Genomic DNA, 15,689 nt, shown 5'->3' with positions numbered 1-15,689 from the left:
TAAAACATTTTGTTAACTATTTGGTTTGATTTTTGACAACCTCTAAGTACCGACTCTCGATAAACTTTTTTTCTTTAGACAAGTGCTCTAATGCTTCTCGCGTTTGTTCCAACTCTTTTTGGATAGCCTGAAGCTTTGGCCCATCTTCTACTTCTTGCTCTTGCACCATTAGCTGTTGCAAAGCCTGATTTTGTTCGGCTATTTGTCGTTTGTATTCATTAATCGTTAGAGACATATCTTGACGCTCCTTCTCAAAGGTAGCGACCAATTGCTCCAATTCTTGCTCGGACGTACCTCCCATCGCTTTAGAAGCTTCCAACTGCTGCTTTAATGTGTCATTTTCTTTTTGTAATTCCTCTGTAGATTCATATTGGTCATAAAGTTTTCTTCTTGTTTGCTTCAGTCGCTCTAAACTCTTCGACAGATCCCCCCTAAGTTTCTTTATTAATCGATGCGACTTAAGTAGCTTACTGTTTAAATCGTCCATGCGAGTTTGTTCTTCGGTCGAGATATGATCCTGTGTAGAGCGTTTAACCTCTGCTAATTGCTGCTCTAAATGGACTTGTAAATTAGCCAACTCTTGAATGGTATGTTGATTATCTTCAACAAACTTCATCGACTTATTTATCGCTTCGCGACAATGTTGGAGTAGATACTGTTGCTCTGGGTTGGATGTCCCAGCTCCACCAGCAGCCTTTGCAAAGAGCCTAAACTCTCGGAGGATTAACAGCAAAATATAGAACCAAAAAGCCAATATCAGCAGCCCGATATTTACCGTCATATAGATAAATACATCAATTGGTAGTTTACCTAGAAACATATTGCACACTCATTATTTTCTTACTTTCATTTTAGTATTGGTTAAAAATCGTGCCTATAATAAATCTATATTTTTCAATAAAGTGGTAATTTGTGAAGATATTGCTCGTGGATGACAGTGCGGCAACACTTGAGATTATTCGTCGCGGTTTAGTACGTTTTAGATATCGCAAGTTGTTGATAAAGAAAGCACAAAGTGCAAAAGAAGCCCTGAAAATCATCGGCTCTTGGCATCCTGATATTGTATTAACTGACTGGCATATGCCTGATATTTCGGGACTCGCATTAGTTAAAGCTATCAAACAGAAACAACTGGGTGTGACCATGGCAATGGTAACCACTGTCGACGACCGCGAGCAAATAAAGCTAGCCCTTGATTACGGAGCGGCATTTGTGCTGTCTAAACCATTTGCAGATGATGACCTCCACAATAAAATCATGCCCTTGGTCAAAGCCGCAGAGGAAAGCTCAAAAACAAGGGAAATTCATACTCTGCACAAAGGCGTTCCTTTGCCTCAAGTTGGACAACTTGAAAAACTTATGAATAAACATATCGACACTGAACTGAGGCTCTATCAGATTAATCAAATGGAGTATGATCCTGATAACCTGCCTTGCGTCATGGTTGCATACGAGGATCCTAGTAGTCAGAAGGTACGCGCAATAGGGATATTTGATGTGTATTCAGTTTGTGTGCTCGCCGCTTCCACTGGAAATTTAACAGATCAGGCAGGATTTGAAGCCATTCATCAACACCAGATCACAGAGCACATGTTAACCGCTTGCCACTCAGCATTAAACTCAACTTCTTATGCGTTTTTGGATGGAATAACAAGAAGAAGTCTAAGAGTAAAAGCCCTACAGCTAGTCACTAAACCTTTTCCTAAATTGAAGCGTCTGTATAAAACTGCTTCAAATATGAGGATAGATATATGCTGCCAACGCCCAAACATGGCGCAAGGGAAAATCCTATTGGTCGGACTTTTAAGCTAGTGCTTTTAACAAGACCCCCGGATCGCTGATCCCGGCTTCTTTTAGCGCTTCTTGAATATTTTTCGTCAACTCAACAACTTGGCTCTGCATGCGCAGTATAAATTCAAGTTTTTGTGTCACCAACTCAGCTTTCATTTCATCAGAATAAGAGTCACTTGCCTTTAATTCATCAAGTAATTTTTGTTCCTCTTTAATTTTTTCTCTTAACTCTTCGAGCTTTTCAACCATTTTTTGGATATGCGGAGGCAGTGCGGCTTCTTCTTGCTCTTCCTTTACCTCTTCTCCAGACAATTTAGACATATCTTCTTCAGATAACCTAAGAGGCCTGGGCGAGTTCGCCTCTTCAACTTTGGCTTCCTGCTCATTCTGACTCGTAGCTGATTGAATTGGGGAGTGAATTAAAAAGTTAACGTTCATTGTTGTTTGGCCAACATGATTCCTTTGACCTACATATCGGTAATTTATCGAATATCTTTAGTAAAAAATTGCGCGGCATCCTTGCCGCTGCTTAATAAGGGTAACGTCAACGAACAAGACATAAAAAACATTGATCGAACAAAAAAACACAGTAGATTGACGTACGGTTAAACAAGGAGAAAATACTATGAAATTGAAATTAACAACTAAAAAAATGAAGCAATTAAATCGCAGCAACAACCTTCCTCTGGAAAGAACCAAAGATATAGCTGGTGGAACAGCAACAGATGCTTGTAGCGATCCATCCAGATATCCTCAAAGTTGTCGGGTTCACTAATCTGAAGTTTACTACGGCACCAGCTCAGGGTGAGACGTATTTCGTTAATACCATTACAAAGATATGCTCAGCCCTGAATTCACTTCAAAATAAGCGCGAACATGCTTCCAGAGTATGGAATCTTTTTGGCCTGTATGCTATTTCATCAAGGAACGATCCCGCCGTGAAAATTAGCTTGGCTGTTACAGCTATATAAAATGATACATTAATAAAAATTGCGCGGCATCCTTGCCGCTGCAAGTGCTTGGGAATGGAATCACTCAGCCTCAAAAACTAACTGAGCTTAAAATAATTCTGTTTTAAGATTTGCTTACAATTGCTTAATGCACGGTTTAACGCCTGCAGCAGGGTTTTACCTTTGGTCTTAACCTTTAACGTCGGTAATCCAGGTAACAAAAGCTCAACTTGGCATAAGGTAAGCCTGCCAACCTGCTTATCCACCTGTTTTTCAATTCGTACATTTATCTTTCGAATATTGTTTGTATAACCACTTAACGCTGCATTTATCGCTTTAGTGAAAACCACTTTACTTGACACCGCTATAGGTTCATTTACACCAACAAGATTCAGTTTCATCATTACCTCAGACAATCGCATCAAATATTACTGTATTGAAAACTTAGAATGACTCGAATATCAAAGCGTTTTCGCTACATTCTCTCAACTTATACTTGCGCCGTGAGATCAAATCTACTAATGTTCACCAAAAGAGAAAAGCTGATTATATCTAACCTAAAGTAAGATTTTTACGAACAATATGAATATAAACTTCAATCACCTTTACTATTTTTGGCAAGTAAGCAATGAAGGCAGTATTGCTGGTGCAAGCAAAGTCCTTCATTTGACACCTCAAACAATTAGTGCGCAACTATCTAGTTTGGAAGCACGCCTTGGGAAACCTCTATTCATAAGAGAAGGAAGAGGTCTCAGATTGACTGACTTCGGCATTTTAACCAAACAGTATGCGGATGATATGTTTTCGATTGCAAAAGAGTGGTTGGAGACAACACAAGATGGCGCAACAGCTATACATCGTACATTAAAAGTTGGTATTTCTGATGCGATTCCAAAATCATTGGTTTCAAAGTGGCTTGCTCCACTGATAGAAAATGAGCAAGTTGCCAATTTACATTGTATTGACGGTCAACAATCAGAATTGCTAGCTCAGATGGCCATGCATAAGCTCGATATCGTGCTTGCAGATAAGCCACTTGATAGTCACCTTCCTTTTAATGTTTTTTGCCACGAGATTGGAAAAAGTCAAATTGGCTTATATGGTTCAGCTTCAAACAGTGAGCAACTCAGTGCAAATTATCCAAAATCGTTACAAGATCAGTCGCTCATTCTTCCAGCAAAGCACAGCCCTGTAACTAACTCGATTCAATTTTGGCTCCAAGAGCAAAATATAGAAATTAAAGTGGCTGGTCATGTAGATGATAGTGCTTTAATGAAAGCATTAGGCCAACAAGGATTCGGTATCTTCCCAGCTCCGCTGTCAATACAATCAGAATTGAAGCGCCATTATGATGTAAACCTTATAGGCACAATTGAAAGTGCATACCAAAATTACTACGCCTTCACACCAGACAGATTGATTAAGGACTCCATTTTTAACGAATTTGTAAACTTTGCGAAGGGCATCAGCTGACTTAAAGTGTCAGCTTATGTTGGACTGTAAAAGAGAAGATAAATTCTGCTTATATCGCCTTGATAGATGAAGTGAGTCGCCATTTTCCAAAATAACATCGTAATCACCATTATCTCTTGTTTTAAGTTCACTAATTGCATTCAAATTAACGAGTGAAGACTTGTGGATCCTAGAGAAGCCAAACATCTTTAAATTTTTTTCCATCGCAGACATGGTATCCCGATGAAGTATTGAGCGCTGCCTATTTATCAAATGGAGCTCAACATAATTACCGGCACCTCCAACCCAAGCCAGTTCTTCAACTTTAATAACATGAATATGCCCGGAGTCTTTCACTATTAGTCGTTGATTTGGCATGTACTCAGAGGTTAGCTCCTGAGGACTTGAGAATACTGTATGAAGTATGTTCTCAATAAGCGTATCTGTCTTATCTCGCCCTTCAAGAGACATCACTGTACAAGAACTGAGTTTGGTATCTGTAGTGATCTTTATAGTCGAAACAGATGAGAACTTTTTCGCGATCAATTCTTGCTTTTTGGGATCACTTTCAAACGAAGAATCTATTAACAAACAGTCTATTTCACCCGACTCAATAGTTTCCAAAATATCAACAAAAGTTTGATAGTAAACAAACTGGGAACAAACAGCGACTTCCTTTAACTTTGTACTCATTTCAACGCCAAGCGCAGACAAATAGCAGGGAATCAAGATTGTCACTTTTTTCATTCATCACCTTAAAGACATCAACAGGTTAACAAAGATACTAATACTTTGTATCTCATTTCACAATAGTTAACAAATAATTGTTATAGATTGTCACAGTGTAATTCGCAAATTAAATTTGATCTTTTTTTTAACTCCTGTCGTCACTACTTTCCGTCACCTTACGTATCTCAACTGGCATATTCCCGACTTCCGACATAGCCTCCTCGTGATACTAATAAGCCTTTGTGATGAGTTAGCAAGCTCGCCAAAGGTATCCAAAACAAACCTATCAGGGGATATCATGAAACAATTCAAGCGTTCTAAGTTAAGTATGCTTATAACTTCTGCGTGCCTAATCGGTGGAAGTTTGAGCATTCAAGCGTCAGCTGAAGAAGCTGCAGATGGTGCTAATGACGAAGTCGAAAGAATTTCTATTACGGGCTCTCGTATTCAGCGTGTCGCGTTAACGGCAAAAACACCTGTTATCGAACTAGACGGAACTGAGTTTGCAATATCTGGTAACTTAAACGTCGAGCAGAAACTTGCCGAGTTACCACTAACAGTTCCTTCTTTCGGACCAAGCTCAAATAACCCTGGTGATGGTACCGCGCGAGTAAATTTACGTGGTCTAGGTGATGAGCGTACCCTTGTTCTTGTTAATGGTCGCCGCTGGGTACCAGCAACACAAACAGGTGTTGTCGACTTAAACACTATTCCTGCTTCTCTTATCGAAGGTGTAGACATCATTACCGGTGGTGCAGGTGCGGTATATGGCTCTGATGCACTAGCAGGTGTTGTAAACTTTCGATTGAAAGACGACTTCGAAGGCGCTGAAATCTCTGCGTTATACGACATCACTGAAGAAGGCGACGGGGAAAAGTTCAACACAGACCTCACCCTGGGTGGAAACTTTGCCGATGGTAAAGGCAACGCCACTATTTATTTTGGTTACGCTAAACGTGAATCAATCTTCCAAGGCGACAGAGACTTTACTAACGTAACGCTCACTGAAGGCGATACGGGTTTAGTGCCTGGTGGGTCATCTGGTATTCCTGGGACAAGAATATTTGCAGGCCCTACACTTCCTAATGGTACAACTCTAGGTCGTTTTGGTCCAAATGGTGAAGGCCTACCATATACATCAGCCGATGCATTTAACTATGCCCCTGATAACTACCTACAACTACCACAAGAGCGTTTAACACTTAACTCTTTTGCACACTATTACATCAATGATGACACACGCTTATATAGTGAACTATCTTTCATTCGCAACGAAGTGCCATCACAACTAGCTCCGACTCCAGCGTTCGTAAATGGCTTGGTGGTTAACCCTGACAGCCCATACTTCGGTGCAGACGTTCAAGCCGCAATGAAAGCATTGGTGCCAGAACTCGATGATGACGGTGAACCAACTGGCAATATGGTTAGTCAGCTTGACGCCGATGGTAACTTTACATTCGCTACAATCGGTCGTCGTATGGTTGAAAACGGTCCACGTCAATCGATTGATACACGTAATGCGATGCGAGTGTTGATAGGTGTTGATGGCTTTATTGGTGACTGGGCATACAACGCTTACTACAGCCGCTCTGAGCTGGACCGCTCTAACCTACTTAATAACGACGTTTCTGAAACGCGCTTCAGACAAGCTATTTTAGTAACTGACGATGGTAGTGCATGTCAAGACACGTCAGGTGGCTGTGCACCATTGAACATCTTCGGTGAAGGCAATATTTCACAAGCAGCGATTGATTTTATCAACGTCGGGGCATCTAACGTAACAAACATTAAGCAAGAAATTATCCACATCGATTTTGCTGGTGAGCTACCATTTACTGTACCATCTGCTGATATGCCAATTGGTTTTGTAATTGGCTACGAAAGCCGTTTTGATGATTCACGCTTCCGCCCTGATGAGTTCTTAGCATCCGGTGATGTTTTGGGCTTTAACGCTGGCGAGCCAACAGTTGGTAGTTATAGCGTTGATGAAATATTCACAGAGATTGATATCCCGCTAGTAACTGATGCAGCATTTGCTGAAGACATTACACTTTGGTTTGCGGGACGTCTTTCTGACTATTCAAACATTGGTAATGCATCTTCATTTGCAACAACTATAAACTGGAAAGTGAATGAATACGTATCTTTCCGAGCTGGTTACCAAGAATCTGTACGTGCGCCTAATATCTCAGAACTATTCCAAGGCGCAGCAAATGGTTTCCCTAGCGCAACCGATCCATGTAGCGTAGACGGTTTTGTAGAAGGAAAAACAGATAGAGCTCTTTGTGAGGCTCACGGCGTTTCAGCTTCTCAAGTTGGCGTATTTGAGCAAGCAAACGCGCAAATCGAAGGTAGCTTCGGTGGTAATCCTGACCTGAAAGAAGAAACATCAGAAACCGTTACTCTCGGTCTTGTTATTACACCAACCGAAAACTTTGACATTACAATCGATTACTTCGATATCACGATTGATGATGCAATCGATGTACTAGGTGGTGGCGTAAACAATATTCTGGATGTTTGTTACAATCAACTTAAAGATCCTAACTCTGAATACTGTCAAGCAATTACTCGTCGTCCTGACGGTAACGTAGACCTTGTTACAGCGCTAAACGCGAACATCGCGTCGCTAGGAACCAAAGGCTATGACGTTAACTTCAACTGGACCACAGAGCTTGGCTTTGGTATCGGTGAAAATGGTTCAACACTGAACATTAACTCTAAGAACACAATCTTGGATGAGTTCTTCAGAACGCCAAGCGTTGGCTTCACAGAAACTAATTACTGTGCTGGTAAATTTGGTAATACTTGTGGTATACCACGTCCTGAGTTCCAAAGTAATAACCGCTTTACATGGACTTCAGGTGATTTGAGCATAGCGGCGCTAGTTCGATATATGAGCGAAGTTGATGAAGATACTGGCGAAAACGAAATTGTGCCTATATCTAAAGCAGAATGGTACCTTGACCTTAGTGCGAGCTACCACTTCACAGATCACCTACAAGCAACATTTGGTATCAAGAATGTGTTAGACACAGAGCCAACACCACTAGGTGACGCTCAACAGCAAGCAAATACATTCCCAGAGTTGTATGACGTAATAGGTCCTCGCTACTTCTTAAGCGCTGTGTACACGTTCTAATCCACTAATACAGAAAACAAGGGAGCTTCGGCTCCCTTTTCAGTTATTTGTGTAATAGTTTTTTTATTCACAGCAGGTTACTAAGTTTTAAATCAAGCTCGCTGAAAGATTGATTAATCCTAACAAAACTTCAAGCAGCGTCACTTTGCTCGCAACTAGATAAAGTTTGACTAAGATAAAGAGTATGCAGCTCAGCCTAATTGACCGTTTAAGAAAAAATAACATGAAGCAAACATCCGAAATCAATATCGCAGTTCAAGATGCTTTCAAATTGCTCCAACAAAAACAGTATCAGCAAGCGTTAACGAAGCTTCAGCCGTTTACTGATTCGCCTCACCCCGACCTACATTATCTTTTGGGAATTTGCTATAAGTCACTAGCCGAATGGCAGAGTGCAATAACCTCATTAAGTGATGCCGCTAAGCTCGCGCCACTTAAAACCGAGATCTTAACTCATTTAGCCAAATGTTATTGGCTATCGGGTGATTTGCACCAAGCAGAGTCTCATTACCTTACGCTGTATAATACTGAGCCAAAGAATCTAGATTTACTTAAAAACTTGTCGCTTCTTTATCTCGAACAAAACCGCCTCGACATGGCCTATCAGTGGGCTTTGAAAGGACAATCACTCGATACTTCTGGGCAACTCACCAAAATTCTCGGAGACATTGAAAAAACAAAGGGAAACCTCAAACAAGCGATCAGCTATTATCAATCAGTACCGCAACACTCTCAGGTTGCTTTTCGAGCAATACACAATTTAGGCCTTTGCTATAAGTTACAAGCTAAATTTGAACAAGCAATTCAATGCTTTAGGTTTGTTCACCAAAGCGCACCTGAACACTTCGAGCCGCTTTATAATCTTGGGGACTGCTTTTTTGCAAATGGTCAGTTTGAACCAGCACAACAAGCCTACACTCAGGCACTGAAGCGAGCGCCACACAACCCAACCGTCCATAAAGCACTGAACGAACTTTATTGGCAGAGCGGGCAACATCAGCTTTTTGCTAGCAGTTTAATAACAGCACTAGAGTCAGCCAATAATCAACAGCAACTTACAGAGTGTCTAGCCGAACTTTACTGGAACACCAGTCAGTACACATTATGCGAGCAATGCATACAGAAGTCGGGTTATGCAGACAAATCAGCCACGCTTCTAGCATTAAGAGGGCGTTTGGCAGCCACGAACAATGAGCTAAACACTGCCTATAAACATTTAGATGATGCCAATAAGCTAACCGTTAATTATGACAGGATCTGTGAGCAAGCAAAATTTGCAATCCAACTTGGGGAGTTTAGTACCGCACAATCCCTACTCGAGTACGTGTTGCAAGCACAGCCTAACTCACAACTTGCATTAGCTTGGCTAAGCGTAGTGTATCAAGCCACGGACAAAGAAAAGCATCGTGCTTTATGCAACCCAAACTTTGTCCTTACTACAACCTTAGACACTCCGAACGGCTATCGAAATAGTGAAGACTTTCTTAAAGAATTAGAGTCTTGTTTACTAACGCTTCATCAAGGTAAGCAAGCACCAAGTGAGCAAACTGTAGTAAATGGCTCACAAATTTCTGGTGGCTTGCTTAATAGAGATATCGAAGTCATCACCAAAGCTCGAGCTCAATTACTGCAAGATATTGAAAAATGTCTCAATAACCTAGAGTTAGTGCCTGAGCACCCATTTTTGGCTCATTTAAATAAGGATAAATTAATTACTGGTTCGTGGTCTGTCAAATTAACAGAGCAAGGCTTCCACGTGAGTCATATCCACCCCGCTGGCTGGATAAGTGTGGTTTTATATATCAACACGCCAAACGACGATAGCAACAATGGGGTAATTGAATTTGGTAGACCTCCCCTAGCACCTCCTTACGATTTTCCACCATTTAAAACTGTAAAACCTAAACGAGGACAAATCGTGATCTTCCCCTCTTATTTTTGGCATGGAACACAGCCATTTAACGCATCAGACAATAGCTATCGAATGACGTTGCCACTCGATATTGGCGTAATCAATAATTAACAAGAGATATTATTTTGATGGCAAACGAAGAGATACAACCTCTCAACATTGACACACTTTTACAGCCAATCCTAGAATGCGAATCGCAAAATAGTTGGCCATTATTACTACCAAAGTTACTCGATGCCTACCCACAGAGTGCAGAGCTAAGCTATCGTGTAGCTGTCATTTTAGAACAAATTGGGGCGTTAGCCGAAAGTGAAAAAGCCTACTTTCACTGCATTGATCTTGCGCCCAAAAATTATCTAGTTTACTTGTACCTTGGATATTTACTAGAGACTAAGAGCGAGGAGAATACGGCACTAGCATGTTATGCCCTGTGTGAAACACTGACAGGCAGCTTTAAACGGCTTCAGCTTGCCAATAGCACAGCTCCTCAAACGCTTAAACGTTTTCAAAAAGCTTGGCAATGTATGGAAAGAAACCTTGGTACTGCATCAAGCATTGAGTCTGGACGCTGGGTTCAATACAGTAGTAAGCCCTTTGAAACACCTCAAGCACCACATCTTTTTTACGTACCTAATCTAACTGCAAAACCAATCTGGCTGGCACAGCAATTTTCATGGTATGAAAGCTTTAGCACCATGATCCCCGACATCATTAAAGAGTTTCACGCTACTTTTAATACCGCATCTTCGCACCTTACCCCCTATTTATCGGGTAAAGAGTATGAAAGCGTATTCCCAAAGCTTGCAAACAGCAACAACTGGCAAGCACTATCCATTTTTAAAGAGGGGATCGAAGACGTTTCGGTGTCAAAGCACTTTCCTATTCTAAAAAAGGCTTTAGAGAAAGTGCCTTACTACGGCTTGACGGCATCCCCATACGAAGTGTTTTACTCTAAGCTAGCAAAAGGCCAAACTATTACTCCACATTATGGCCTTTCCAATCACAGTCTAACAGTACATTTGGCTATAGATATTCCCCACGACTGTTACTTAGAGGTCGATGGTAACCGCATTTTATGGCAAGAACATCAACTCACCATATTCGACGACTCTTATTTGCATTTAGCGCACAACGGTAGTGACCGAGATCGGATTGTACTTATTTTCTCCATTTGGCACCCTGATCTATCATTAACTCAGCGCCGAGCAATCCAGTTAGAGTTTTTAAATAGGCAAAACCTCATTGACAATTTAAATGCAACTCTGAGTGAATACAGAAGCGATCACTAGTATCCCAATTTTCGTCACGGCAACCCTTCAACTTGCCACAAAAGGGGTTGTTACTATGCAAATAGTCCGTAACGTTAAGACTGACCTTATAATTTAAGGTCTCCCTGGATAATTTCGGGGGGCGACCCCCGTTTTTTCAAGCTAGCCATATGATAAATCACAGTGCTAGAATCCCATCACAGCCTTCAAAAAAACGTAAATTCATGCAAAAACCGACCATCACTATCCATTACTGCGTACTTTGCCAATGGATGTTGCGAGCAACTTGGCTTGCACAAGAGTTACTTTCAACTTTCTCTGACGATTTACAACAAGTCGCGTTAGTGCCAGCAAGTAAAGGCGTATTCAAAATTTACTATAACAATACGCTAATTTGGTGCCGAAAGGCGGATGAAGGTTTTCCTGAAGCCAAAGTGCTCAAAAGAAGGGTGAGAGATTTGTTAGATCCTGAGCGTGATTTAGGTCATATGGATAAATAACTAGCTAACAATGATGGCTATAACTTAATCCCGGGATTACAGTCGGGCCTAGAATCGCCGCTGTTTCACCGCTCAATGAGGTGAGCATCTGGTGCTGCTTCACGGACGAATTCCAGCACATGGTCCAGACCTGAGTCGCTCAGATTTAGCCCCGTGCGTACGGGGAACACGGGATTGGTAGAAATCCTCGATGGTGGCAACCCGGTTTAGCCCCGTGCATACGGGGAACACCTGCTCACCAATTTGAGCGGCGGCATTCATGGCGGTTTAGCCCCGTGCGTACGGGGAACACGTTTATACCTAATATTTACACGTAAACTGTGACGGTTTAGCCCCGTGCGTACGGGGAACACTTGGCTGCTCGTTGTTTCGCTGTTTTCCTCGCCGGTTTAGCCCCGTGCGTACGGGGAACACTTTTCAGCAAAGCCAATTGTTGATTTCAGGCGCGGTTTAGCCCCGTGCGTACGGGGAACACCTGCTCACCAATTTGAGCGGCGGCATTCATGGCGGTTTAGCCCCGTGCGTACGGGGAACACGTGACAGGCAAAATCAAAGGAATATTAAATTACGGTTTAGCCCCGTGCGTACGGGGAACACGTCATCTAGAGCGCTCTCTGCCAGCTTGGTTTTCGGTTTAGCCCCGTGCGTACGGGGAACACACCTTTGCTATCTGAAGACATATAGCCCAACGCGGTTTAGCCCCGTGCGTACGGGGAACACTGTATGTGCAATCGTTGCAGCAGTTAACCGTGCGGTTTAGCCCCGTGCGTACGGGGAACACGCCCCCTCAAGTTTTCTACTGTTTTTAGAATCCGGTTTAGCCCCGTGCGTACGGGGAACACGATAAAGAAGCGATTAAAGATCTAATTGCTGACGGTTTAGCCCCGTGCGTACGGGGAACACATTTTCATTTTGATGGTGAGGACGATATAGAGCGGTTTAGCCCCGTGCGTACGGGGAACACCAAGCGTATCGAGTGCTATCTAAAAATTCTCACGGTTTAGCCCCGTGCGTACGGGGAACACATGACCAGATTAGTAATGATTGGGCTAACACTCGGTTTAGCCCCGTGCGTACGGGGAACACGATATCGAGAGCGGTTTCGCTAGCATTGAATCCGGTTTAGCCCCGTGCGTACGGGGAACACCGGCTCAAAATCTAAATCACGATCGATAACCACGGTTTAGCCCCGTGCGTACGGGGAACACGTGAAGAGTATGTTCAGCCCCTACTAGACAAACGGTTTAGCCCCGTGCGTACGGGGAACACCGGGTTGTTGTTACGTAGCCCGCGAACCGTGTCGGTTTAGCCCCGTGCGTACGGGGAACACGTAGAGGGGGACGGTGTTCCTTCATTAGATCAACGGTTTAGCCCCGTGCGTACGGGGAACACATGGTAACGATAAGCTATCAAACGAGAATACGCGGTTTAGCCCCGTGCGTACGGGGAACACAATTGTAAATTAATTTTATTTAATTTTTTCAACGGTTTAGCCCCGTGCGTACGGGGAACACGCGGTGGGCAACTTCTGAAATGAGACTGAGCGCGGTTTAGCCCCGTGCGTACGGGGAACACGGTCAAGGCGGCGCGGACGCGGTTAAAACAGGCGGTTTAGCCCCGTGCGTACGGGGAACACTCAAGATTGTGGATATTTCTGAAAGACCAAAGCGGTTTAGCCCCGTGCGTACGGGGAACACTCTAAAATTATATACTTGTTTTTAATAAAGAAAAATCACCTAGTAAAAGTTACCGAAAATTTTAGGTACAAAAGCACCTCTCACTATGAGGTATAAATCTTAATCACCAACTTGTTAAAGAGCATTAAATCGAATTAAAAAAACGAGGGGAGTTCGCTAACCAGCTCCCGGATTATCATTTGCTCTGGGCGTATACTTCACCAATCTCAGGCCCTGAAAATCGACAGGCATTCTGGCGTTTTCGCCGTAAGTGATAAAATCAAAACCCGACTCGGTATTAGTTGCCCAAGCCATAACCGCATTGCCGTCTTCCGCCAGCTCACTGACCTGAAACCAGATCATTTCACGAATGCGCTTGCTCACATCACCTACATACACACCGGCGCGGATCTCCAGCAGCCACACCGCCAGACGACCTCTTAACCTCGGTGGCACCGCCTCAGTAACAACCATGCACATACTCATAGTGACCCTCCGCTGCGATGGCCCTCGTCGCCTATGGATTCAGGCTCAGGAATAGCAGGCGGTTGTGCGTCAGCATAGGGCTCGGGCGGTGTTACCTCTCCGGCGGCTAATACTTCTTCAATCAGCGGGATAAGGCGTGGTAATACCTTGTCTTTACGGAACGCTTCGCGACAGGCGATGCGTACTTCACGATCGGGGGATTGTGGCCGCCGTTTGGCAATTTTAAACGCCACAGGCACCACGGTATCGAATTTTATAATGTCAGCAATATCATACACAAACGACAATGGCTTGCCTGTATGCAAAAAGCCAATGGCAGGCGCATAGCCAGCGGCCAGCACTGCTGCTTCGGTGACGCCATACAAGCAAGACGTAGCGGCGCTGATACATTGATTGATCACATCGCCCTTTGCCCAATCCTTAGGGTCGTAGCGTCGTCCCTGCCAGCTCACCTGATACTGTTTGGCAAGCAGCTCATAGGTTTTGCGCACGCGCGTGCCTTCAATGCCCCGAAGCTGGTCAACCGAGCGTCGCTCCGGTGCCGGTTCGCCAAAGCGTAGCTCAAACATTTTGCGCACGACTTTAAGTCGCAGGTTTTCATCCAACGCCAGCTTGGCCTGATAGAGCAACTTATCGGAGCGTGCACCACCGGGCTGCCCAGCGGAGTAAAGCCTGACTCCCGCTTCTCCCACCCAAATAAGCAACGTGCCCGTGGTCGCTGCCAACTTCACCGCAGCATGGCTCACCCGAGTGCCCGGTTCCAGCATAATACACACCACAGAGCCCACCGGAATAAGCATCCGCTCGCCGTTTACTTCATCAATCACAACAAATGCGCCGTCGCGCACATCAATACGCCCCATACCAATAAAAATCATTGAGTTACGATCTTTAATTGGAATAGGTTTTAAAGGAAGAAATGCCATTCCCTGCACTCCTAAATTAAGTAAAAAATTAGGAAAAAGGCGAGTCACCCCGCCTTACTGATTAGATTACAAAGGTTTAATCAACATCAGCCCGCAGCCAAAAGCTTTGGAGCGGCCAATGCCGTTGAATAATGCCTCAGTAAACTTTTCGGGGTCTGTCACCTCAAGCTGACCGACTATATCGACAGTAGAAAAGCGGATCTGGTTTTTCCCTTTTGCAACCTGGTGTTGCTGATAAGCAAAAATATCGCAATCAGCTAACTCAGCTCTGGCACTCAGGCTCAACAACCGCTCACTCCACCACTGGCGCAACACTAAATCAGTTTTAAACCTTAACCACATTTCAAGTAGATCGCTGCGTGCTATTTGCTCAGAAAGTTGCAATTCCGCTTTCCAATTAGCGACAACACCATCATCAGCAAAATCCAACAATTGGCTTTTAAGCCGAGATTTTTTGCTCACTTGAGGATCTACCCCCAACTTTGTAAGCTCGCTTAGCAATAAACTTTGCTGTGTGTTCATCACCACATCGTGGCGACGGTTGTTTTTACACACCGTCGGATTAAGTGTAATTTGATAGCTGAGCTTTTGTCCCTGATATAATACAGGGTTGAATCGCTTGGTTTGGATAGCAAATATCTCATTATAGTTTTTCGGCTCCTGTGCCGAGAGCACCATAAACTGATCGAGCGCGTCATTGACGGTACAATATAAAAAACCGCGTTTTTGCTCACCGGCAAACAGCTTCCAGAGTAACTGGTGGCTGGCGTAGCAACCATTCACAGCGAGTTTTTGACGCTCCTCTCTGGCCATGGCATTACCCAACAACTTTATCTGACTTAAAAACACTAGCTCCT

General features: G+C 43.5%; 14 protein-coding genes and 1 CRISPR repeat array. Of the genes, 7 read left to right on the top strand and 7 right to left on the bottom strand.

Features of this window, described 5'->3' with window-relative positions:
- Positions 1-16: 16 nt before the first annotated feature.
- Positions 17-820 (bottom strand): chromosome partitioning protein ParA, encoded by an 804-nt coding sequence (locus ABMY45_RS03685; RefSeq protein ID WP_174169679.1) that lies wholly within the window; start codon positions 818-820, stop codon positions 17-19.
- Between the two features lie 92 nt (positions 821-912).
- Here ABMY45_RS03685 and ABMY45_RS03680 point away from each other — a divergent pair, with 92 nt between their 5' ends.
- Positions 913-1,812, top strand: a complete 900-nt coding sequence (locus ABMY45_RS03680) for a response regulator (RefSeq protein WP_010603943.1) — start codon at positions 913-915, stop codon at positions 1,810-1,812.
- Here the strand turns inward: ABMY45_RS03680 and ABMY45_RS03675 are convergent.
- Positions 1,804-2,229, bottom strand: a complete 426-nt coding sequence (locus tag ABMY45_RS03675; protein ID WP_349288409.1) for a hypothetical protein — start codon at positions 2,227-2,229, stop codon at positions 1,804-1,806. The genes ABMY45_RS03680 and ABMY45_RS03675 overlap by 9 nt on opposite strands.
- A gap of 187 nt (positions 2,230-2,416) precedes the next feature.
- On the opposite strand from ABMY45_RS03675, the gene ABMY45_RS03670 reads away from it, so the two are divergent.
- Positions 2,417-2,566: a hypothetical protein gene (locus ABMY45_RS03670; protein ID WP_172439912.1), complete on the top strand. Its 150-nt coding sequence runs from the start codon at positions 2,417-2,419 to the stop codon at positions 2,564-2,566.
- Positions 2,567-2,839: 273 nt separating this feature from the next.
- Here ABMY45_RS03670 and ABMY45_RS03665 read toward each other — a convergent pair whose 3' ends face one another.
- Positions 2,840-3,145, bottom strand: coding sequence for a hypothetical protein (locus tag ABMY45_RS03665; protein ID WP_227388010.1), 306 nt, complete (start codon positions 3,143-3,145; stop codon positions 2,840-2,842).
- 178 nt (positions 3,146-3,323) lie between these two features.
- Here ABMY45_RS03665 and nhaR point away from each other — a divergent pair, with 178 nt between their 5' ends.
- Positions 3,324-4,214 carry a transcriptional activator NhaR gene (gene nhaR / locus ABMY45_RS03660; RefSeq protein ID WP_010603946.1) on the top strand — a complete coding sequence of 297 codons (891 nt, stop codon included), beginning with the start codon at positions 3,324-3,326 and terminating at the stop codon, positions 4,212-4,214.
- Between the two features lie 9 nt (positions 4,215-4,223).
- On the opposite strand, the gene ABMY45_RS03655 is transcribed toward nhaR, so the two are convergent.
- The gene (locus ABMY45_RS03655; protein ID WP_010603947.1) at positions 4,224-4,940 is read right to left on the bottom strand and encodes a LytTR family DNA-binding domain-containing protein; all 717 of its coding nucleotides are present in this window, start codon (positions 4,938-4,940) and stop codon (positions 4,224-4,226) included.
- A 280-nt stretch (positions 4,941-5,220) separates the two neighbouring features.
- Between ABMY45_RS03655 and ABMY45_RS03650 the strand changes: the two genes are divergently transcribed.
- From ABMY45_RS03650 to ABMY45_RS03635, 4 genes are all read left to right on the top strand, one after another.
- Positions 5,221-8,064 carry a TonB-dependent receptor gene (locus ABMY45_RS03650; RefSeq protein WP_227388009.1) on the top strand — a complete coding sequence of 948 codons (2,844 nt, stop codon included), beginning with the start codon at positions 5,221-5,223 and terminating at the stop codon, positions 8,062-8,064.
- 223 nt (positions 8,065-8,287) lie between these two features.
- Positions 8,288-10,087, top strand: coding sequence for a tetratricopeptide repeat protein (locus ABMY45_RS03645; protein ID WP_349288408.1), 1,800 nt, complete (start codon positions 8,288-8,290; stop codon positions 10,085-10,087).
- 17 nt (positions 10,088-10,104) lie between these two features.
- On the top strand, positions 10,105-11,265 hold the full coding sequence (locus ABMY45_RS03640; protein ID WP_010603950.1) for an aspartyl/asparaginyl beta-hydroxylase domain-containing protein: 1,161 nt from the start codon (positions 10,105-10,107) through the stop codon (positions 11,263-11,265).
- A gap of 203 nt (positions 11,266-11,468) precedes the next feature.
- On the top strand, positions 11,469-11,744 hold the full coding sequence (locus ABMY45_RS03635; RefSeq protein ID WP_349288407.1) for a SelT/SelW/SelH family protein: 276 nt from the start codon (positions 11,469-11,471) through the stop codon (positions 11,742-11,744).
- Between the two features lie 141 nt (positions 11,745-11,885).
- Positions 11,886-13,441: direct repeats of the CRISPR family, unit length 29 nt; unit sequence CGGTTTAGCCCCGTGCGTACGGGGAACAC.
- Positions 13,442-13,597: 156 nt separating this feature from the next.
- Here the strand turns inward: ABMY45_RS03635 and cas2e are convergent.
- From cas2e to cas6e, 3 genes are all read right to left on the bottom strand, one after another.
- Complete coding sequence (cas2e, locus tag ABMY45_RS03630; protein WP_010603952.1) at positions 13,598-13,906, bottom strand: type I-E CRISPR-associated endoribonuclease Cas2e; 309 nt, start codon at positions 13,904-13,906, stop codon at positions 13,598-13,600.
- Positions 13,903-14,832, bottom strand: a complete 930-nt coding sequence (gene cas1e / locus ABMY45_RS03625) for a type I-E CRISPR-associated endonuclease Cas1e (RefSeq protein ID WP_102058229.1) — start codon at positions 14,830-14,832, stop codon at positions 13,903-13,905. The genes cas2e and cas1e overlap by 4 nt, the downstream gene beginning before the upstream one ends.
- A gap of 66 nt (positions 14,833-14,898) precedes the next feature.
- Positions 14,899-15,681, bottom strand: a complete 783-nt coding sequence (cas6e, locus tag ABMY45_RS03620; protein ID WP_206471719.1) for a type I-E CRISPR-associated protein Cas6/Cse3/CasE — start codon at positions 15,679-15,681, stop codon at positions 14,899-14,901.
- Positions 15,682-15,689: the final 8 nt, after the last annotated feature.

Origin of the sequence: Pseudoalteromonas sp. XMcav11-Q, from assembly GCF_040104525.1 — a bacterium.
Taxonomy (GTDB): Bacteria; Pseudomonadota; Gammaproteobacteria; order Enterobacterales; family Alteromonadaceae; genus Pseudoalteromonas.
The sequence above is the reverse complement of the archived record's forward strand: the minus strand, read 5'-3'. Positions and strand labels throughout refer to the sequence as shown.

Excerpts from the sequence above, each read along its gene's own strand:
- ABMY45_RS03685 (WP_174169679.1), bottom strand. The coding sequence starts at position 820 with ATGTTTCTAGGTAAACTACCAATTGATGTATTTATCTATATGACGGTA.
- ABMY45_RS03675 (WP_349288409.1), bottom strand. The coding sequence starts at position 2,229 with ATGAACGTTAACTTTTTAATTCACTCCCCAATTCAATCAGCTACGAGT.
- ABMY45_RS03670 (WP_172439912.1), top strand. The coding sequence starts at position 2,417 with ATGAAATTGAAATTAACAACTAAAAAAATGAAGCAATTAAATCGCAGC.
- ABMY45_RS03665 (WP_227388010.1), bottom strand. The coding sequence starts at position 3,145 with ATGATGAAACTGAATCTTGTTGGTGTAAATGAACCTATAGCGGTGTCA.
- nhaR (WP_010603946.1), top strand. The coding sequence starts at position 3,324 with ATGAATATAAACTTCAATCACCTTTACTATTTTTGGCAAGTAAGCAAT.
- ABMY45_RS03655 (WP_010603947.1), bottom strand. The coding sequence starts at position 4,940 with ATGAAAAAAGTGACAATCTTGATTCCCTGCTATTTGTCTGCGCTTGGC.
- ABMY45_RS03650 (WP_227388009.1), top strand. The coding sequence starts at position 5,221 with ATGAAACAATTCAAGCGTTCTAAGTTAAGTATGCTTATAACTTCTGCG.
- ABMY45_RS03645 (WP_349288408.1), top strand. The coding sequence starts at position 8,288 with ATGAAGCAAACATCCGAAATCAATATCGCAGTTCAAGATGCTTTCAAA.
- ABMY45_RS03640 (WP_010603950.1), top strand. The coding sequence starts at position 10,105 with ATGGCAAACGAAGAGATACAACCTCTCAACATTGACACACTTTTACAG.
- ABMY45_RS03635 (WP_349288407.1), top strand. The coding sequence starts at position 11,469 with ATGCAAAAACCGACCATCACTATCCATTACTGCGTACTTTGCCAATGG.
- cas2e (WP_010603952.1), bottom strand. The coding sequence starts at position 13,906 with ATGAGTATGTGCATGGTTGTTACTGAGGCGGTGCCACCGAGGTTAAGA.
- cas1e (WP_102058229.1), bottom strand. The coding sequence starts at position 14,832 with ATGGCATTTCTTCCTTTAAAACCTATTCCAATTAAAGATCGTAACTCA.